General features: G+C 55.8%; 19 protein-coding genes. 13 read left to right on the plus strand and 6 right to left on the minus strand.

Translation table 11 applies throughout. From position 1 onward, the window contains the following. Positions 1–8: 8 nt before the first annotated feature. Positions 9–1,934, minus strand: a complete 1,926-nt coding sequence (locus ABWV47_RS11875) for a PAS-domain containing protein (protein WP_353311979.1) — start codon at positions 1,932–1,934, stop codon at positions 9–11. Between the two features lie 197 nt (positions 1,935–2,131). On the opposite strand from ABWV47_RS11875, the gene ABWV47_RS11880 reads away from it, so the two are divergent. The 9 genes from ABWV47_RS11880 (at position 2,132) to ABWV47_RS11920 (ending at position 11,149) form a co-directional block, all read left to right on the plus strand. Beyond that, on the plus strand, positions 2,132–4,102 hold the full coding sequence (locus ABWV47_RS11880) for an AMP-binding protein (RefSeq protein WP_353311981.1): 1,971 nt from the start codon (positions 2,132–2,134) through the stop codon (positions 4,100–4,102). After that, a complete protein-coding gene (locus tag ABWV47_RS11885; RefSeq protein WP_353311983.1) occupies positions 4,099–4,920 on the plus strand; it encodes an ABC transporter ATP-binding protein in 822 nt (273 codons plus the stop codon). The genes ABWV47_RS11880 and ABWV47_RS11885 overlap by 4 nt, the downstream gene beginning before the upstream one ends. A 41-nt stretch (positions 4,921–4,961) precedes the next feature. After that, on the plus strand, positions 4,962–5,963 hold the full coding sequence (locus ABWV47_RS11890; RefSeq protein WP_353311985.1) for a branched-chain amino acid ABC transporter permease: 1,002 nt from the start codon (positions 4,962–4,964) through the stop codon (positions 5,961–5,963). A gap of 6 nt (positions 5,964–5,969) precedes the next feature. Further along, positions 5,970–6,176: a hypothetical protein gene (locus tag ABWV47_RS11895; protein WP_353311987.1), complete on the plus strand. Its 207-nt coding sequence runs from the start codon at positions 5,970–5,972 to the stop codon at positions 6,174–6,176. Next, positions 6,173–6,430: a hypothetical protein gene (locus ABWV47_RS11900; RefSeq protein WP_353311989.1), complete on the plus strand. Its 258-nt coding sequence runs from the start codon at positions 6,173–6,175 to the stop codon at positions 6,428–6,430. The genes ABWV47_RS11895 and ABWV47_RS11900 overlap by 4 nt, the downstream gene beginning before the upstream one ends. Further along, positions 6,430–7,506 (plus strand): branched-chain amino acid ABC transporter permease, encoded by a 1,077-nt coding sequence (locus ABWV47_RS11905; protein WP_353311991.1) that lies wholly within the window; start codon positions 6,430–6,432, stop codon positions 7,504–7,506. The genes ABWV47_RS11900 and ABWV47_RS11905 overlap by 1 nt, the downstream gene beginning before the upstream one ends. A gap of 79 nt (positions 7,507–7,585) precedes the next feature. Then, a complete protein-coding gene (locus tag ABWV47_RS11910) occupies positions 7,586–8,869 on the plus strand; it encodes an ABC transporter substrate-binding protein (RefSeq protein ID WP_353311992.1) in 1,284 nt (427 codons plus the stop codon). A gap of 76 nt (positions 8,870–8,945) precedes the next feature. Then, a complete protein-coding gene (locus ABWV47_RS11915) occupies positions 8,946–9,764 on the plus strand; it encodes an ABC transporter ATP-binding protein (protein WP_353311994.1) in 819 nt (272 codons plus the stop codon). Between the two features lie 164 nt (positions 9,765–9,928). After that, the gene (locus tag ABWV47_RS11920; RefSeq protein ID WP_353311996.1) at positions 9,929–11,149 is read left to right on the plus strand and encodes a phenylacetate--CoA ligase family protein; all 1,221 of its coding nucleotides are present in this window, start codon (positions 9,929–9,931) and stop codon (positions 11,147–11,149) included. An 85-nt stretch (positions 11,150–11,234) separates the two neighbouring features. Here the strand turns inward: ABWV47_RS11920 and ABWV47_RS11925 are convergent, their stop codons facing one another. After that, positions 11,235–11,717 carry a TetR/AcrR family transcriptional regulator gene (locus ABWV47_RS11925; RefSeq protein ID WP_353311998.1) on the minus strand — a complete coding sequence of 161 codons (483 nt, stop codon included), beginning with the start codon at positions 11,715–11,717 and terminating at the stop codon, positions 11,235–11,237. A 221-nt stretch (positions 11,718–11,938) separates the two neighbouring features. Between ABWV47_RS11925 and ABWV47_RS11930 the strand changes: the two genes are divergently transcribed. Both ABWV47_RS11930 and ABWV47_RS11935 read left to right on the plus strand, forming a co-directional pair. After that, on the plus strand, positions 11,939–12,628 hold the full coding sequence (locus ABWV47_RS11930) for a methyltransferase family protein (RefSeq protein WP_353312000.1): 690 nt from the start codon (positions 11,939–11,941) through the stop codon (positions 12,626–12,628). A gap of 78 nt (positions 12,629–12,706) precedes the next feature. Continuing rightward, a complete protein-coding gene (locus ABWV47_RS11935) occupies positions 12,707–13,657 on the plus strand; it encodes a cation efflux transmembrane domain-containing protein (RefSeq protein WP_353312002.1) in 951 nt (316 codons plus the stop codon). On the opposite strand, the gene ABWV47_RS11940 is transcribed toward ABWV47_RS11935, so the two are convergent. After that, positions 13,658–14,911, minus strand: a complete 1,254-nt coding sequence (locus ABWV47_RS11940; protein WP_353312004.1) for a DNA polymerase IV — start codon at positions 14,909–14,911, stop codon at positions 13,658–13,660. Positions 14,912–14,936: 25 nt separating this feature from the next. Between ABWV47_RS11940 and ABWV47_RS11945 the strand changes: the two genes are divergently transcribed. Next, positions 14,937–15,416, plus strand: coding sequence for an NUDIX hydrolase (locus ABWV47_RS11945; protein ID WP_353312006.1), 480 nt, complete (start codon positions 14,937–14,939; stop codon positions 15,414–15,416). 3 nt (positions 15,417–15,419) lie between these two features. Here ABWV47_RS11945 and pyrF read toward each other — a convergent pair whose 3' ends face one another. The 3 genes from pyrF to ABWV47_RS11960 form a co-directional block, all read right to left on the minus strand. Further along, entirely contained in the window at positions 15,420–16,139 is a 720-nt protein-coding gene (pyrF, locus tag ABWV47_RS11950) for an orotidine-5'-phosphate decarboxylase (protein WP_353312008.1), read from the minus strand. Positions 16,140–16,214: 75 nt separating this feature from the next. Then, entirely contained in the window at positions 16,215–16,919 is a 705-nt protein-coding gene (locus ABWV47_RS11955; RefSeq protein WP_353312010.1) for a methyltransferase, read from the minus strand. A gap of 36 nt (positions 16,920–16,955) precedes the next feature. Continuing rightward, positions 16,956–17,207 carry a hypothetical protein gene (locus ABWV47_RS11960; protein ID WP_353312012.1) on the minus strand — a complete coding sequence of 84 codons (252 nt, stop codon included), beginning with the start codon at positions 17,205–17,207 and terminating at the stop codon, positions 16,956–16,958. A 256-nt stretch (positions 17,208–17,463) separates the two neighbouring features. Between ABWV47_RS11960 and clpB the strand changes: the two genes are divergently transcribed. Further along, positions 17,464–20,079: an ATP-dependent chaperone ClpB gene (gene clpB / locus ABWV47_RS11965; protein WP_353312014.1), complete on the plus strand. Its 2,616-nt coding sequence runs from the start codon at positions 17,464–17,466 to the stop codon at positions 20,077–20,079. The last annotated feature ends 1 nt before the right edge of the window (position 20,080 follow it).

A 20,080-nucleotide genomic window follows, 5' to 3' on the forward strand; every position in this document is an offset into this window, starting at 1 on the left:
GGCGAGGCTCACTTTGCGTGCAAAAATCTATCAAGCTGCGTGGCCGTAAATGGCTTTGGCAGCACCGGCGCGCGGGCCGCACCCTCGATATAGAGGTGGTGGCTTTGGGGCAAGCTCGTCATCAAATAAGTGGGCACGCGGTCCCGCCCCAGTTCGCGGATCAAATCGACACCGGTCTCATCGCCTTCGAGCGAGATGTCAGACAGCACCAGTTTGATGTCAGGCACCTGATCCAGAAGTCCACGCGCCTCATCGACGCTGGCCGCTTCGATCACCGTGTGCTTCATGCCGGTCAACATATCGCGGATCAGCCCGCGCAGGTCAGGATTGTCTTCCACCAACAGCGCCAGACCGGGTGTCGCGTTTTGCACGGCGCGGCGCAGCGGTAGGCGTAGCGTGACTTGTCCGCCGGTTTCTGTGTTGGCGATTTTCACGTCACCCCCGACCAGCTTCGTCATGTCATAGACCATTGCCAAACCAAGCCCGGACCCTTCGGCACCTTTTGTTGTAAAAAACGGATCAAGCGCACGGTTGAGGGCTTCCTCCGAAAAACCAGGTCCCGTGTCGCGCACCGTGAATTGTACCCATGTGTTCTGCACCAACTCGGCAATCAACAAAATGGTGCCGCCTCCAGCGCCGACCTGGCCACAAGCATGGGCCGCGTTCAGCAAAAGGTTCACCAAAGAATCCTGCAGCATTGCGGGGTCCAGCATCAGCGCACCATCAGGGATGCTGTCTTCGATGATCAGCGAGACCTCTTTGCCCACTGTAGGGCGCGCCAAGGTCTCCATGTCTGTCAAAAAACTTTGCATGTCAGTGGCCGCCAATTTTGGCACGCGTGGCCCGGTCACATTGGCGAGGTTGTCCAGCAATGTGCCGCCGCGCCGCGCAGCTCCCAACGTGGCTTCTATCAGGGCGCGTGCGGTTTCTGGCAAGTCCATTTTTTGCAGCTTACTTTGGGTGCCAAGGATGATGGTCAACAGGTTTGAGAAATCATGCGCCAAGCCGCTTGTCATTTGGGCGGCAATCTCTCGGCGTCGGGTTTGTTGCAACGCAACGCGCGTCTGGGTTTCCTCGGTGATGTCCATGGAAAGCACATAGACGCCGCGCGCCGTGCCTTCGTTGTCATCCGGTGTGAAGGCCACACGAATACGCCGGGTGCTGGGGTGTTCGTTGAATTCAAACACCGATGGTTTGCCCTGAAAGGCCGCCTCCATGTGTGGCTTGATCGCGCGATAGGCGCTTTCACCCAAAGCCTCGCGCCCGTGCATGCCCACGATGTCAGACGGACGACCCGGAATGACCGAACTGAGTCGGCGGTTGGAATAGGTGTAATGTCGGTCGGGGCCCACATGAGCAATATGCGCAGGCATCATTTCCGCCGTCAGCCGCATGCGGGCTTCACTTTCGGTCAGCTGACGTTTGACCTCTTCTAGTGTTTGCACCGTCGCCTCAAGTTCACGGTTGGTGGCCGAAAGCTCTTCGGCATATTGTAGAAGTTGGTCAGACAGTTCTTCGGAGCGTGATCGCAGCAAGGCTTCTTGGCGTTTGGTGGAGGTGATGTCGGTGTACACTGCAACCCATCCGCCTTGTGGCATGGGAGAGCCTTCAACGCTGACCCAACGGCCATCGGCGCGCTGACGTTCAAAGTAGTGGGCTTCAAAATTCAGAGCACGATCAACACGTTCCTGAATGAAATCCTCTTTGTCCTCATCGTGAATATGGCCGTATTCGCCATTTTCCACCAAGTAGCGGATTGTTTCGGAAAATGGGGCCCCCGGCAAAGACAGCTGACGCGGAATGGAGAACATTTCGCGGAACCGAGTGTTGGCCACGACCAACTTCAGATCGCTGTCATAAATCGACATGGCCTGTTTGATCAGGTTCAATCCGGCGACTGTCATCGCCTGTGTTCCACCGTTTGCACGCGCCATAGCGGCCTCCTTCCTTTTATCGCTAACACCCATTTCGGGGCGGCGGAAAGGGTGAATTGCACCTTGTTACAATTCGTAAGGTTTGGGAAATGTTCAGGAAAAAGTTGACCCACAGTCTGAAACAAGCACCACTAGAGGTGGAGGAATCGTTTCGGCGGTTTTGGCTCGCTCCGGCGGGCTTTAGGGAGGAAGATAATTTGGCACAGTCGTCACAGGCGACCGGTGGACTTTCGTCCATTCCGGCGCTGTTGCAGCGTAACGCCACCCAATATGCCACCAAAGATGCATATCGGGAGAAAGAGTTTGGGATCTGGCAGACCTGGACTTGGGCAGACACTGAAAAAGAAATCGAGGCCTTGGCCCTCGGGTTGATCAATTTGGGCGTGCAGGAGGGCGACTTTATTGCCGTCATCGGGCGCAACCGCCCGTATTTTTATTGGTCGATGGTTGCCGCCCAGTCTGTGGGTGCTGTGCCTGTGCCAGTTTACAACGACAGCGCTTCTGAAGAGATGGAATACATCTTGGGTCATTGCGGGGCAAAATACGCCATCGTGGAAGATCAGGAGCAGGTTGATAAGATCATCGACATTCAGGACAGCCTGAAACAATTCGAGCACATGATCTACATCGATCCACGCGGTTTGCGGAAGTATGATCACCACCAACTGCATGAATACAGCCACATTCAAGCGCAGGGCAGGGCAGCACGAGATGAGTGGATCACCGACCTAGAGGCGCGCCGCGGCAAGCTGACCTATGACAGCATTTGTGTGATGCTTTACACATCCGGCACCACCGGCAAGCCCAAAGGTGTGGTGCTCTCCAATCGCAACGTGATCGAAAGCGCCAAGAATTCCTCAGAGTTTGACAACCTTGGTGCGGGTGAGGAAATCCTCGCCTATCTGCCAATGGCATGGGTCGGGGATTTTATTTTCTCAATCGGTCAAGCCTATTGGACGGGGTTCTGCGTCAACTGCCCTGAGTCGGCTGAGACGATGATGACCGATCTTCGCGAAATCGGACCAACCTACTACTTTGCCCCACCCCGCGTGTTTGAGACTCAGCTGACCAATGTCATGATCCGTATGGAAGATGCCGGTAAGCTGAAGCGCCGTATGTTCTTGCACTTTATGGAGCACGCCAAAAAGGTGGGCGGCGACATTTTGGATGGCAAGCCGGTCTCCTTCATGGATCGCCTGAAGTACAAAATCGGTGACTTTCTTGTCTACGGGCCGCTCAAAGATACGCTTGGCTTTGGCCGCGTGCGGGTTGGCTACACGGCGGGCGAGGCGATTGGCCCTGAGATTTTCGAATTCTACCGCAGTCTCGGCATCAACCTAAAACAGCTGTATGGCCAAACCGAAGCCACCGTGTTCATCACCGCGCAGCCGGACGGAGAAGTCCGTGCCGACACTGTGGGCGTGCCAAGCCCTGATGTGGAAATCAAGATCGGCGACAATGGCGAAATCTACTACCGCTCCCCCGGTGTATTTGTGGAGTATTTCAACAACCCTGAAAGCACTGCGTCGACCAAAGATGCCGAAGGGTGGGTGGCCACCGGTGACGCCGGGTTTTTTGAAGAAGGCTCCGGTCATTTGCGCATTATCGATCGCGCCAAAGATGTGGGCAAAATGGCTGATGGCTCCATGTTTGCGCCCAAATATGTCGAGAACAAACTGAAGTTCTATCCCGACATTCTGGAGGCGGTGCTGTTTGGCAATGGCAAGGACAATTGCGTTGCCTTCATCAACATAGACCTCACGGCGGTGGGCAATTGGGCAGAGCGCAACAACATTCCTTACGCTTCCTACCAAGAGCTGGCAGGCCATCCACAGGTTCTGCAATCCATTCAAGGCCATGTGGAAAAGGTCAACGAGTCTGTGGCCGTTGATCCAATGCTGGCCGGGTGCCAAATCCACCGCTTCCTAGTGCTGCACAAAGAATTGGATGCGGATGACGGTGAAATGACCCGCACACGCAAGGTGCGCCGCGCGATTGTGGCGGACAAATTCAAAGATCTGGTTGATGCGCTGTATGGTGGTGCGTCTGCGGTCTCGACCGAAACCGAAGTGACCTATGAGGACGGCCGCAAAGGCAGCATCAGCGCAACGTTGACGCTGTGTGATGCCAGAGTTGTGCCCGTGGCCAGCAAGGTGGCAGCAGAATGAACGACATGAGCAACGACAGCTACGTCACAGACGACGGTCGCACCATTGGCCCAACCGTGATGGAGATGAAAAACATCACGCTGCGCTTTGGTGGTGTGAAGGCGATCACCGACATTTCTTTTGACATTCGAGAAGGTGAAATCCGCGCCATCATTGGCCCAAACGGGGCCGGGAAATCCTCTATGTTGAATGTGATTTCCGGCTTTTACGTGCCGCAGGAAGGGGAGGTTTGGTACAAGGGTGCAAAACGTCCTCCGATGCGACCCTATCAAGTGGCGCAACAGGGCATTGCCCGCACCTTCCAAAACATCGCACTTTTTGAGGGCATGTCAGTGCTCGACAATGTGATGACCGGCCGTTTGCGTCAGATGAACAGCGGGCTGTTTGCGCAGGCGATCTGGAAAGGCAAAGCTGAGAAAGAAGAGGTCGAGAACCGCGCCTTTGTGGAGAAGATCATCGACTTTCTGGAAATCCAGAGCATCCGCAAAACTCCGGTTGGGCGACTGCCGTATGGTTTGAAAAAACGTGTGGAATTGGCCCGCGCGCTGGCGGCTGAGCCTTCCATCCTGTTGTTGGATGAACCCATGGCCGGCATGAACGTTGAGGAAAAAGAGGATATGTCTCGGTTTATCCTCGATATGAATGATGAATTTGGCACGACAATTGCGTTGATTGAGCATGATATGGGCGTGGTCATGGATCTGTCTGACCGGGTGGTTGTGATGGACTACGGCAAAAAGATTGGCGACGGCACGCCTGATGACGTGCGCAACAATCAGGCGGTGATCGACGCCTATCTGGGGGTGGCACATGACTAAACCACACCCTGTTTTTCAAGTTAAATTCGGAGGCGTGACTGATGCCTGAGAGTCTTCTTTACGGCACCGAGGTTGTGCTCAATGGCCTGATGGCAGGGGTGCTCTATGCCCTCGTCGCGCTGGGCTTCGTGTTGATCTACAAAGCGTCGGGCATCTTCAACTACGCGCAAGGTGTGATGGCGCTGTTTGCGGCGTTGACTTTGGTGGGAATCATGGAGGGCCAAATTCCCTTCGCCCATCTGATAAACGCCGCTCTTGGCACTGAAATTCACCACTTTGGGTGGCACGTGCCCGCGCTTTTGGCGATCCTTTTGACCATGGCGATCATGGTTTTGTTGGCCTGGGCGGTGCAGAAATTTGTGTTCCGTCATCTGGTAAACCAAGAGCCAATCATTCTGTTTATGGCGACCATCGGTCTGGCCTATTTCCTCGAAGGGTTTGGCGATCTGATGTGGGGCTCTGACATCAAAAAGCTGGATGTGGGTCTTCCTCAGGGCGGCAGTTTCTGGATTGAAGAAAACACCCAGTGGCTCGGAATGGGCAACGAGAACTTCTATGGCTTCTTCCTTGATCGTCTGGATCTTGTGGCCACAGTCATCGCCGCCATCCTTGTGGTCGCGCTTGTGCTGTTCAGCCAGTACACCAAACAGGGCCGTGCGATGCGCGCGGTGGCAGATGATCACCAGGCTGCGCTGTCTGTGGGTATATCATTGAACTTTATCTGGGTGATGGTCTGGTCGGTTGCGGGCTTTGTCGCCCTGGTTGCGGGCATTATGTGGGGTGCCAAATCCGGGGTTCAGTTCTCGCTGTCTCTGATCGCGCTGAAAGCGCTTCCGGTGCTCATGCTTGGCGGGTTTACCTCAATCCCAGGCGCCATTGTGGGTGGTCTGATCATCGGTGTCGGCGAGAAGCTGTTCGAATTCACCATCGGCCCGCTGGTTGGGGGCGCCACTGAAAACTGGTTTGCCTATGTGCTGGCGCTGATCTTCCTCGTCTTCCGACCACAGGGTCTGTTTGGCGAAAAGATCATCGAGAGGGTGTAGGCAGACATGCAAGCCACGGTCCCCTGTCCAAACTGCAAAACCGCCATTCCAGTCGACATGATGGGATTGTCCCAAGGGACGTCTTTTGAATGTGGCAGTTGTCAGTCGGTGATCAGCCTGGCGGCCCCAAACCGCCAAGCTTCGCTGAACGCTATGGACGCACTGAAGACTTTGGCGAGCGAAATGACCGTGAAGAAGGATGCGGACGAATGACCAAACTGATTGCCATTCTCAACGTTGTGGCGTGGTTATGTTTTTGGACCTTCGGTTATCTCGCGATTTCTGGCGACATCTCTCAACCCAAGCAGATGACAACAGCCGCTCTTGTGGCTGCGCTTGGTGGGATTATCGGCACTTGGACACTCTTTCAACTTGTGCGCCACGCAGAGGCCACAGGTTATGCAAAACGACGGAACCGGGCGGACCGGTCCCACCTTGAAATGGAATACAACGAGGAGAGCAGCTGATGTTCTATCGTGAAGCGGGCGATTTCAAAACCTCCTATGCGGACGACAACCAGACGTTCCCGATCAAGTTTGATCGGTATCGATACTATGTTGTGATGTTGATCGCCTTTGTGGCGGTGCCCTTTTTGATCAACGATTACTGGGTGAACGCAATCTTCTTGCCGTTCCTGATCTATTCGATTGCGGCGATCGGCCTGAACATCCTTGTGGGCTACTGCGGACAGGTATCTTTGGGCACCGGGGGGTTCATGGCCGTTGGGGCTTATGCCTGCTACAAACTGATGACCAGCTTTCCAGAGGTGAGCATCTTTATCCATGTGCTGCTTGCAGGTGGCGTGACTGCTGGGGTTGGCGTGCTGTTTGGTCTGCCGTCCTTGCGCATCAAAGGCTTCTACCTTGCGGTGGCTACGCTGGCCGCGCAGTTCTTCCTTGTCTGGCTGTTTAACCGGGTGCCGTGGTTTTACAACTATTCGGCCTCTGGCCAGATTTCCGCACCTGAGCGCACCGTGTTTGGCCTTGCCGTCACAGGGCCCAATACCACGGCCTGGGCGCCGTATCTGTTCTGCCTCGTGATTGTCACGCTGTCCGCCATTGTGGCGCGCAACATGACGCGCGGTATGCAGGGGCGCAAATGGATGGCGATCCGTGACATGGACATTGCCGCCGAAATCATCGGTGTGAACCCGCTGAAAGCTAAACTTTCAGCCTTTGCCGTCAGCTCGTTCTTTATCGGTATCGCCGGGGCGCTGTTCTTTTCGGTCTATCTCGGCGCGGTCGAAGTGGGTGAGGCCTTTGGCATCAACCAGTCGTTCTTGGTGCTGTTTATGATCATCATTGGTGGCTTGGGGTCGATCTTTGGCTCTTTTGCGGGCGCGGCCTTTCTGGTGCTGATGCCGGTCTTTCTGAAAAACGTGCTTGTGGGTGGCCTTGGATGGCCAACCGATATCGCAGCACATCTCGAATTCCTGATTGTGGGGGCGCTGATCATCATATTCTTGATCGCCGAACCTCATGGCCTCGCCCAACTGTGGCGCGTGGCCAAGGAGAAACTGAGGCTGTGGCCCTTCCCGCACTAACGGCGGGGCCATGACCAAAGCTTGGGGCGGGGAGGCTCTGAGTTCACCATCGGACAAAAACCAAGGGAGGAAACACCCGATGAAATTGAAATTCGCATCCATGGCGCTGACCGCCGTGATGGCAGCGGCTCCGGCAATGGCGGACCTCGTGTTCCCATCGCTAAGCTATCGTACTGGTCCTTACGCCGCAGGCGGCATCCCTTTTGCGGATGGCTATGCAGATTACTTCACTCTGCTCAATGAGCGCGACGGTGGTATCGGTGGCGTTCCGATCAAAATGATCGAGTGTGAAACCGGCTACAACACCGCAAAAGGTGTGGAATGCTACGAATCCACCAAAGGCGAAGGCGCGCTGGTGTATCAACCCTTGTCGACGGGCATCACCTATCAGCTGATCCCAAAAGCCACCGCAGATGATATTCCAATTCACTCCATGGGGTATGGCCGTACGTCTGCTGCAAACGGCGAAGTGTTCAGCCACGTGTTTAACTACCCTGGCAACTACTGGAACGGCGCATCAGGTGCGATCAACTACCTGCTCGAAAGCAATGGTGGTGATATTGCCGGCAAAAAAATTGCGCTGGTCTATCACAACTCCGCTTACGGCAAAGAGCCGATCCGTACGCTGGAAGAACTGTCTAAAAAGCACGGTTTTGAGCTGACTTTGCTGCCCGTTGACCACCCCGGTCAGGAGCAGAAATCTCAGTGGTTGCAGATTCGCCGTGAAAAGCCTGACAACGTTCTGATGTGGGGCTGGGGCGTGATGAACCAAGTCGCGATTCAGGAAGCTGCGAACATTCGCTACCCAATGGAAAACTTCATTGGCGTTTGGTGGTCTGGCGCAGAGCATGACGTTCTGTCCGCGGGTGACTCTGCCAATGGCTATAAGGCGCTGACCTTCCACAACGTGGGTCGTGACTTCCCTGTGTTTGCTGACATGCAGAAGTATGTGGTCGACGCGGGCAAGGCTGCTGGCGCTGGCGATCAGGTTGGCAACGTTCTCTATAACCGTGGCATGTACGCAGCGATGCTTGCAGCCGAAGCGGCCAAAACCGCTCAGGAAATCCACGGTGTGAGCGACATTACTGCCGGTCAGATGCGCGATGGCATGGAAGCCCTGTCCATCGACGAGGCCAAAATGACAGCACTGGGCATGCCCAACTTTGGTCCATCCTTCAACGTCTCTTGTGAAAACCACGGTGGCCCCGGCCTCGTTGGGGTGACTCAGTGGGACGCTGCGGCGCAGACATGGTCCATGATTTCTGACTTTAAAGAAACCGACATGGACGTGATCGGTGGTCTGATCTCTGAAGACTCTGCGGCTTATGCGGCAGAAAACAACATCGAAGCTGGCTGTAAGTAAGCCACGTTAGACACCAAACGCCCCGGCCGGATGCAACTGGCCGGGGCACTCCAAACGCCAAAGAAAGACACCGCACATGCTTGACGCTGGTCGCACAGAAGAGACCCTTTTGGAGGTCAACAATATCGAGGTGATCTACAATCACGTGATCCTCGTGCTCAAAGGTGTGAGCCTGTCTGTGCCCAAGGGCGGTATCACCGCGCTTTTGGGAGGCAACGGCGCTGGCAAAACCACCACGCTCAAAGCCATTTCCAATTTGCTTCATTCCGAGCGGGGTGAAGTCACCAAAGGCTCGATCAATTATCGCGGCGAGTCCGTGGCGGACTTGGATCCTGCCGCTTTGGTAAAAAAGGGTGTGATCCAGGTGATGGAAGGCCGTCACTGTTTTGAGCATCTGACAGTTGAGGAAAACCTTCTGACCGGGGCCTACACCCGCAGCGGCGCCGAGATCGCCACCGATCTGGAAAAGGTCTACACCTACTTCCCACGTCTCAAAGAACGCCGCAAATCGCAGGCGGGCTATACCTCCGGTGGGGAGCAACAGATGGTTGCCATTGGCCGAGCGCTGATGAGTCGCCCCGAGTGTATTTTGCTCGATGAGCCTTCAATGGGTCTTGCTCCGCAGCTTGTGGAGGAGATTTTTACCATCGTGAAAGACCTCAACGAGAAAGAGGGCAACACCTTCCTGCTGGCGGAGCAAAACACCAATGTGGCGCTGCGCTTTGCGCATTACGGCTACATTTTGGAATCTGGCCGTGTGGTGATGGACGGCCCTGCCGCGGATCTGCGCGAAAACCCGGATGTGAAAGAATTCTACCTCGGCATGTCAGAAGAAGGGCGCAAGTCCTTTCGTGACGTGCGTTCCTATCGCCGCCGCAAACGTTGGCTCAGCTAAGATCAAACCGGATCAGGTCAATTCAAAACACTGACGCCGATCCACCCCCGACTGCCCAGATGGGCACATCAAACGAGCCGTTCCGCAGCGCCCCGAAAGGCCAGCGGCCCGGTCGCTCTTTGCCACCACATAGGCGTGGCGTGTGAACAACAAAGGATGGCACCATGAGCCGCTTTTTTGACGAGTTGGAAATCCGCAGCGCCGACAAGCGTGCCAATGATCTGGCCCAAGCTCTGCCTGATCAGATTGCATGCGCAAAAGCCTTACCGGGGTTTGTGGACAGCCTGTCATCCGTTGATCCAGCCACGATCACGTCTGCAGAGGCATTGGCGGATTTGCCCGTGTTGCGCAAATCTGAACTTGGCGCGGCGCAGAAAGCCGCCGGTTCATTGGGTGGGTTTGCCGATCTGTCCAACCCCAACATAGCCCATGTGTTCCAGTCGCCCGGTCCGATCTATGAGCCCGGTGGGCACACCACTGATTGGTTCCGCTTTGGCCGTGTGCTGCACGCCGTGGGGATCGGAGCACATGACATTGTGCAAAATTGCTTTTCCTACCATCTGACCCCAGCAGGCATGATGTTTGAAAGCGGCGCACGGGCTGTGGGTGCGAAGGTCTTACCCGCTGGTGTTGGCCAGACGGAAATGCAAGTGCGCGCCGCCGCCGATATTGGCACCACGGCCTATGCGGGCACGCCTGACTACCTCAAAATTATTCTCGATAAGGCGGCGGAGATGGGTGAGACGCTCAACATCACCAAGGCCACAGTCGGCGGCGGTGCCTTGTTCCCGTCATTACGTCAAGAGTATGCGGATCGCGGCATCACCTGCCTACAGGGCTATGGGACCGCAGATCTGGGCTCCATCGCGTATGAATCTGATGCGATGGAAGGCATGATCATCGACGAAGGCGTGATTGTGGAAATCGTGACACCTGGCACCGGGACACCGGTCGCGCCGGGAGAGGTCGGTGAAGTTGTGGTGACCACGCTCAATCCCGACTACCCGCTGATCCGATTTGCCACGGGTGACCTCTCCGCCGTTTTGCCCGGTCAAAGCCCTTGTGGGCGCACCAACATGCGTATCAAGGGATGGATGGGCCGCGCCGATCAAACAGCAAAGATCAAAGGCATGTTTGTGCGCCCTGAGCAGGTCGCAGCGTTGGTCGCCAAACATGATGAGATTGCCAAAGCCCGTGTGATCGCCACGCGCGCCGGTGAAATGGATGTCATGACGGTGCAGATCGAGTCCCCCGGCGGCGATGCTGATGCCTATGGTGCGTCGGTTGCCGATGCGTTGAAGCTCAAAGGGATCGTACAGATTGTGGCGCCAGGGAGCCTGCCCAAAGATGGTATCGTGATCGAAGATCAGCGCAAATACGACTAAGTGTTTTTAACAGGTTGGGCCACGTCGGACTGGTGGCCTGAGACCTGCCTTTTTGGGGTAGGTCCAGCTCCTTTGCGACGTGCCCTTAGCGAGGCGCGCCCCGAAAATAGCCCATCAACAATCGTCCCAATAGGCGATCGAGCGCATCATCTGCTGCGTCGTCTCCAACGATCCCAGCCACCGTGGACCGATAGGCGGAAAGAGCAAGCTGCATAGCGTCGTCCGCAGCAATCTCAGCCGCAGTCTTGCCGCGCAGATAATCAAACAAAAGGGCCATCTCTGCACCAAATGACGGCGCCATTGCCGCGCTCAATTGTGCCATTTGCTCCTCAGGCGTTGCCGCGGACAGCGCATCGGGTGCTGGAATGGCCTGCATTGCGGCTTCGGTGCTGGCCAAAAACAACGCCTCTTTTGTTGGGAAGTAATGGTAAAGCGCACTTTTGGAGACCCCAAGGTGCGCGGCTATTTTCCGCATGCTCACGCCACCATAGCCGTGCTCGGAAAAATACGAAGCGGCTCGTAAGGCCAGTTCGGCGCGATGAGAATCATGGTCGACAATTTTTGGCATCGTTTTATTTAGTCCATTTGGTCTAAATAAATGTTGACACGTATTTGCAAGCGGGTCTAGAGAAAATGGAAAATAGTCCAGTTGGTCGATAAAGGTGATTCATGTGGAATTTCCCGAGTACAGAAACTCTTCTCTTTGATGGCGCTTTGGTCTGCGCCCTGGCCATTGTCCTGCGCGACGGCGTGCGCCTGATTTGTTGCGTTTTGTAAAAGGAGACAGTCATGTCCCAAGCTCATTCAAAATCCGGCGGCGTTGATCGTCGTCATGCGGCATCATTTGGGCCCAAACTTATTTTCGCCGGACTACATGCCGGCTTGGTGGCCGTGTGTTTTTGGCTCGCATTTGGTGGATTTGATTGGCCAGATGGCGCGCGCGCAAAACTGCTGGCGGTTTGCGCCATGATCTACTTCTTTCGCCATCTGATCACCTTGTTTATATTGCTCAAACGTCGGGTGGAGCTTTTCGAAGCGCTTGGGTTGACGGGATTCATTGCGGTGTTTGAAATCGGGTTCCTGTTGCTTGGTGCGGGATTTCTGTCCGGTGAGGAAAAGGCGTTTGGCCCTTTAGACGGGGTCGGTTTTCTGCTGTTGGTGACGGGGTCATACCTCAACTCTGGTTCAGAGTTTCAACGGATGGTTTGGAAACGACGTGCGGAGTCGAAGGGGAAATGCTTCACGGGTGGTCTCTTCGCGTATTCGGTGCATATCAACTACTTTGGTGACGTGCTTTTGTTCACAGGCTGGGCCATTCTGACCTCGTCGGTTTTTGCATTTGCCGTGCCGCTGTTCATGGCAGTCAGTTTTGTTTTCTTCCATATTCCAAGCCTCGATGCCTACCTTGCGCAGCGGTACGGCGAAGACTTCAAACGCTATGCCGCCAAGACCGCGAAATTGGTGCCTTTCCTCTACTGAGTGTCGCTGCGCTGTTTGTGCTCGCTTCTATTGCCTGCACCACTATCGTGGTGCCAACAAAGTGAGGGCGAGAGGCCAATGGACGCACACTCAATCAAATCCCGCGAAATGCGCGCGTTGTCGTTTGCCATGGCGGGGAGTCTGTTCATGGGGGCGGCAGGGATCGTGGCGGCGGTTTTGTCTAACTCTACGGCCATTTTGATGGATGGGCTGTTTTCGATGATCGCGTTCACCTCCGCCTATATTGCGCGCAGGATCAGCCGCAACATCGATGCCGCGCCAGATCGGTTTCGACCCTTTGGGTATGCTGCGGACGAGGCTGTGTTTGTCACGTTCCGCTCGCTGTCGCTGATTGGTCTGATCCTATTTGCCTGCGCGTCAGCGGGGATGAACATTTTTGATTACCTACAAGGTGAGCCGATTGCGGAACTCAACTACGAGCCGATGATGGTGTATTTTGTAGTGATCGGTGTCACATGTTTTACGCTCTGGGCGATTCATCGGCGCACGTGGTCCAAAACCGGCAAAGTGAGCGATATCCTCAAATTGGAATCCAAAGCCGCTGCCATCGACGGCATTTTGACCGTGGCCACAGCCGCTGGCCTTGGCGTGATTTACCTGTTTGGTGATGGCATTCTTGCCCCCATTGCACCGATCGGTGATAGCATCGTTGTGTTCTTCCTATGCCTGTTTGCGGTGGGTCAAATCCTGCGTGATTTGAGCAGTGGCATGGGCGAATTGCTGGGGGTTACCGCACGACCAGATGTCATCGCCAAAGCGCGGCGCGCTTTGCGCAACAGCGTGGCAGATGTGCCGGGCAAAATCACCGATATGTCGGTGATCAAGCAGGGACGCCTTTACACGGTCAGTGTCTACTACAATCCCGGTCAGGCGCTCACCGCAAAAGAGATCGACACGCTTAATTTGGTGATGTTGGCGGATGTGCGCAAAGTGTTGCCGGGTGCTGATGTGCTCTTGTGCATTTCGCAATACGCGCGCAGCTGGCCCGAGGGCGTTCTGCCAGAGTGACTACCGCATCGCACGTCCCTTGAGGATTGCGTCTGACCCAAACCGTTCGCGAATGGCATCGGTGGCGCGTTCTGCTTTGGCGCGTTGTGTCGCCTGCGGATCAAGCAAGTCACCGGACAAATCGGCCTGAGCAGAAGGCACAAGATCCGCCAATCCGACGCCGATCAGCCGGTACGGACCTTCGTTGCCAACCTGATCAAACAGACCGCGCGCCGTGCGATACACTGTGTCGGCCATCTGTGTGGCATCGCGCAGGCTCACTCGTCGGCTTATCGCGCTGAAATTCGCCCGTTTGAGTTTAAGCGTCACCACCCGCCCTGCCAAATCCTTGGCTTTGGCGCGGTCACTCACCTTCTCTGCCAGACGCCAAAGGTGGCCATCCAAGACGTCGTTATTTGCGGTGTCCTCAAAAAAGGTGGTCTCATTGCTGATGCTTTTCATGGGCGCATTGGCGGATATTTTGCGGCGATCCTGCCCGCGCGCCAGATGCCACAAACGATAGCCCATGTTGCCAAACCGCGCGATCAGGTCGTCTTGTTCCCACCGCAGCAAATCCGTGAAGGTGCGAATGCCGGCACGTTCCAGACTTTCGCGTGCCACCGGGCCAATGCCCCAAATCAATCCGACTGGCTTGTTGGCCAGAAACGCGTTGGTCTCAGCTTTGCCAATGACGGAGAAACCACGCGGTTTGTCTAAGTCACTCGCCACTTTCGCAAGGAATTTGTTGTGCGAAAGACCAACCGATCCGGTCACGCCCAACTCGTCTTTCATACGTTTCGTCAGACCCGCCAGCATCACTGCCGGCGGTGCACCATGCAGTTTCGCAGTGCCCGTCATATCAAGAAACGCCTCATCAAGAGACAATGGCTCAATCACTGGCGTCAGCTCGTCCATCATGTTGCGGATCGCGCGGCTGACTTCAACGTAGACTGACATGCGCGGCTTGATCACCACCGCATCGGGACAGAGCTTGAGTGCTTGAAACATGGGCATTGCGCTGCGAACGCCGCGAATTCGGGCAACGTAGCAGGCCGTGGAGACCACGCCGCGTCTTCCACCGCCAATAATCACCGGCTTGTCGATCAAATCCGGGTTATCGCGCTTCTCGACACTTGCATAAAAGGCATCACAATCCATATGGGCTATGGAAAGGTCGAACAGTTCTGGATGCGATGTCACACGCAGGCTGCCACACTGTGGACACCTTTTTGTGGTTTCCAATTCCTTAAGACAATCGCGGCATACTGCTGGCATTAGACTACTTCGCACGGATTAAGTTATGACTATAGCATTTCACACACTCCCTGACAGAGCCTATCGTGGCTCCAAGCTCATTGTGTTTGTGGGTGATAAGTTGGTGTCTGTTCTGCGCGACGACAAACCGAATATTCCATGGCCTGCGTATTGGGATTTTCCCGGTGGCGGTCGCGAAGGCAACGAGGCTGCGTTGACCTGTGCGTTGCGCGAAACCGAGGAAGAGATTGGTCTGCGGTTGACAGAACGCGATGTTGTGTGGGCCCGTCGCTACCAACGCCACGATCACTTTACGTGGTTTTTTGCGACGCAATTGGGAGCCGAGTTCGCCGACAAGATTAAGCTCGGAGATGAAGGGCAGCGCTGGAAACTAATGTCTCCGCGCCGGTACCTGAACCACCCCAGAGGCATTCCGCATTTTCAAACACGTCTGGCGGATTTCATCGCTGACAATCGGCCAAATGTGACTCAAAACTACCACTTGCCTTTGGCGGCTTGCGCCTAAAAATCAGCGATTTGGCTGTCGCGCTTGTGCGGAATTGAGTTCTGTCACAATGGCCTGTGCGGCATCACGTGGGCTCGCGGCTTGCCAAACAGGACGTCCCACAACGATATGATCCGCCCCATCAGCAACAGCATTTGCAGGGGTGGCCACCCGTTTCTGATCTCCCAGATCAGCGCCCGCGGGACGGACGCCGGGCGTGACGATCAAGCGACCTTCAGATTCAGGAAGCGCGCGGATCAGAGAGGCCTCCTGAGGTGAGGAAATCACGCCGTCCGCACCGGCATCAAACGCGCGGCCTGCGCGCTCTGAGACCAGATCCGGTATCGCACCGCCTTTGATCAAGCAGCTGTCCAGATCATCACGATCCAACGACGTAAGCACTGTCACGGCGAGGATTTTTAGACCGCTGCCCGCAGCGCCCGCTTTGGCTGCTTCAACAACATGTGGGTCGCCGTGCACGGTCAGAAAATCCAGGTCATACTGCGCCAGCCCACGCACAGCCGCCTCAACTGTGGCGCCAATATCAAACAGCTTCATGTCCAAGAAGATGCGTTTTCCGTGTTCTTGTTTCAGCTCATTGGCCAGCGCCAAACCGCCACCCGTCAGCATCCCAAGGCCCACTTTGTAAAACGATACCGCATCGCCAATCTCTTCGGCCATTTGCAGACCCTGCAGAGCGTTGGGCACATCAAGGGCAACAATCAAACGGTCATCAGCGGTCATGGCAGGGTCTCCGGACATATCTAAGGGCGAAACAAACGCTTGTCTTCTAGCGGGCCACAGCGGCACTCGCAAGGCTTAGCGGTTGCCGTAGATCCATGCCATGTCTGGCTGTTCGGTGCAGTAGTAGTGCACCCAAATATAGACATGCTGAAACGCCGCCAACACCAGCGCGTGCCAGCTGTCACACAACAGAGCAATGCCCCAAAGACCAAGAAAGGTTGGCCCATACATGGCGTTGGACGTATATTTGAAGATGCCTTTGTCCACCAATGGCATCGCGGCGATCTCTTCGCGGAAATGGTCTCCGCCAACCGCGCGCGGGATGGTGAAATACTGGTGCACCGAGTGTATGCCGTAGAGTGCGATCCCAACGAAGATCACGCCGATTCCAATGTTGAGCCCATAGGGGGTGCCAATTGGTTGCGTATCCAAAACCCCGGTGAGCAGAACGGTTACAGGCCGGGCGACGAGCAGGGGGATGAACACGGCGGTCCAGATCGCAAGATCGTTTTGACCACACAGACGCGTGACCAAATTGCGGTGCAGTTGCAGACGAAAGACTGCGGCAACAAGCACTTGATGCAGAACGGCCAATCCCATGCTTGACCAAGCCCAATACCAGACGGACAGCCCCCAAAACTCGGGCGACATCTCAGAGACGGGCGTGAACAACGCCCCTGCACCAAGCATCAAAAACACAATCAGCCCCAAATGCTGGGGCTGACCTTCCAAGATGTCGCGCCATTTGGAATGTGCGCGGATGTCAGTGAGCGTGGGCATGAAGCCAGTTTGACGAGGTCCAAAGAACCTGTCCAGTCAGCGTTCGACGGGATACACACCTGGTGCAAAAGAAAGCTGATCACGGCCAGTGCGAATTTCCGGCATCCGGCTCAATTGACGGATTGCGTCGCGGATCAATGCAAGACGCCCATTGCTTTTGGTTTCTGCTGGCACATTGCACAGCACCCGTACGTCGCGGGCTTCACCACTCAGGCTGACCACAGCGCTCAACTCACCCAGTGTCTGGCGATATGTTGGGTTTGAGATCTGAATTTCAGTTACATGCATTTTTCGCGCCTTTTCTTTTGCTCGTTCTGAACATCTGTGACGCTTAATTGGGGCAAAATTTGTCTAAAATTAGGGGAATTTTCGCACGCTTTTGCCCCCAAAATGGCGAACTCAGCAAAATCAAAGAGAAATTACCACTTGGAAATCTTGATCTGCTACCCCTTGCTTCCCACATCAGACATGAGGCCCAACCCGGGGCGTGCCGCAAAGCGGGCGCCGCAACTGAAACAGGGCGCTTACAAGAAGGAGAATCACCATGGACTTGAGCAAGTTCACGGAACGGTCACGCGGTTTCATTCAAGCTGCGCAAACCATTGCGATGCGGGAAAACCATCAACGTCTGGTGCCCGAACACATTTTGAAAGCATTGATGGATGATGATCAGGGGCTTGCAGCCAACTTGATCGGTCGCGCAGGCGGTTCCGCCGCGCAGGTGCGCACCGCTGTTGATGAAGCCGTTGAAAAACAACCACAAGTGTCGGGTGACACGGGACAACCCTACCTGGACAACAGCTCTGCGAAAGTGCTGAGCGAAGCCGAAGCGCTGGCCAAAAAAGCGGGCGACAGCTTTGTCCCTGTTGAGCGCATTTTGATGGCGTTGGTCATGGTAAAGTCCAAAGCCAAAGAGGCGCTTGTGGCTGGCAACGTCGATGCCAAAGCACTCAACACCGCCATCAACGACATCCGCAAAGGCCGCACCGCTGATACGGCGTCTGCCGAAGATGGCTATGAGGCGCTGAGCAAATACGCGCAGGATCTGACAGAGCGCGCTGCTGAGGGTAAAATTGACCCCATTATTGGTCGGGATGATGAAATCCGCCGCGCGATGCAGGTTCTGAGTCGCCGCACGAAAAACAACCCAGTGCTGATCGGGGAGCCGGGCGTGGGTAAGACCGCGATTGCGGAAGGCATGGCCTTGCGCATCGTAAACGGCGACGTGCCTGAATCTTTGCGCAACAAGAAGCTGTTGGCGCTGGACATGGGTGCGTTGATTGCGGGTGCCAAATACCGTGGCGAGTTCGAAGAACGTCTCAAGGCCGTTCTGACCGAAGTCACAGAGGCTGCCGGCGAAATCATCCTGTTTGTGGATGAGATGCACACCCTTGTTGGGGCGGGTAAATCAGAAGGCGCAATGGATGCGGCCAACCTGATCAAACCAGCGCTTGCGCGTGGAGAACTGCACTGCATCGGTGCCACCACGCTGGATGAATACCGCAAATACGTGGAGAAAGACGCCGCGCTTGCGCGCCGTTTCCAACCGGTTGTGGTGGAAGAGCCAACAGTGGAAGATACCATTTCGATCCTACGCGGCATCAAAGAGAAATATGAGCTGCACCATGGTGTGCGGATTTCGGACTCCGCATTGGTGGCCGCATCCACACTCAGCCACCGCTACATCACCGATCGGTTCTTGCCGGACAAAGCCATCGACCTTGTGGACGAGGCTGCCTCGCGCCTGCGTATGGAGGTCGACAGCAAACCTGAAGAACTCGATGCGCTTGATCGCCAAATTCTGCAATTGCAGATCGAAGAAGAAGCGCTGAAGTTGGAAGATGATGTGGCGTCGGTGGATCGGCTTGAAACGTTGCAAAAGGATCTCGCTGATCTGCAGGAAAAATCCGCCGAGATGACCGCCACTTGGCAGGCTGGGCGCGACAAACTCGCCTCTGCCCGCGACATCAAGGAAGCACTGGATCAGGCCCGCGCCGATCTGGACATCGCCAAACGCGCCGGCAACCTCGCCCGTGCGGGGGAGCTGTCTTATGGTGTGATCCCCGATCTGGAGAAAAAGCTCGAAGAGGCCGAAAACGCTGAAGGCGAAATGACGGTGGAAGAAGCTGTGCGCCCAGAGCAGATCGCCCAAGTGGTGGAGCGCTGGACCGGTATTCCGACGTCAAAAATGCTGGAAGGTGAACGTGACAAGCTGTTGCGTATGGAAGATGACCTGCACCGCCGGGTGATTGGTCAGCACGCTGCCGTGACGGCCTTGTCTAATGCGGTGCGCCGCGCACGCGCCGGGCTGAACGATGAGAACCGCCCATTGGGCAGCTTCTTGTTCCTTGGCCCGACAGGTGTGGGTAAAACGGAGCTGACCAAAGCGGTTGCGGAGTTCTTGTTTGATGACGACAGCGCCATGGTGCGCATCGATATGTCCGAATTCATGGAGAAACACGCGGTGGCCCGCCTGATCGGTGCACCTCCCGGTTACGTTGGATATGACGAAGGTGGCGTTCTGACCGAAGCCGTGCGGCGTCGCCCCTATCAGGTGGTGCTGTTTGACGAGGTCGAGAAAGCACACCCCGATGTGTTCAATGTGCTCCTGCAAGTGCTCGACGATGGGATGTTGACTGACGGTCAAGGCCGCACAGTGGACTTTAAGCAGACGCTCATCATTCTGACGTCCAATCTTGGGGCACAGGCATTGAGCCAGTTGCCTGAAGGGGCTGATGCGGCTGACGCCCGTCGCGATGTCATGGATGCTGTGCGCGCGCACTTCCGGCCGGAGTTCCTGAATCGTCTGGATGAGACCATCATCTTTGACCGTTTGGCCCGCCAAGATATGGGCGGCATTGTCGATATCCAGCTTGCGCGGCTCAAAAAGCGCCTCGCAGGTCGCAAGATCGGCATCGAGCTCGACGAGCTGGCCAAAACGTGGCTTGCTGATGAAGGCTATGACCCGGTGTTTGGTGCACGTCCCTTGAAGCGCGTGATCCAGCGCGCCTTGCAGAACCCGCTGGCGGAGGCCTTGCTGGCCGGTGATATCAAAGATGGCGACACCGTGCCGGTCACCGCAGGCGCCGAAGGGCTTTTGATTGGCGATCGGGTTGGCAGCAGTGACAATCCGAAACCGGATGACGCTGTCGTACACTGAG

This window comes from Shimia sp. NS0008-38b (genome assembly GCF_040370365.1).
In the GTDB taxonomy this organism is placed as follows: Bacteria; Pseudomonadota; Alphaproteobacteria; order Rhodobacterales; family Rhodobacteraceae; genus Shimia.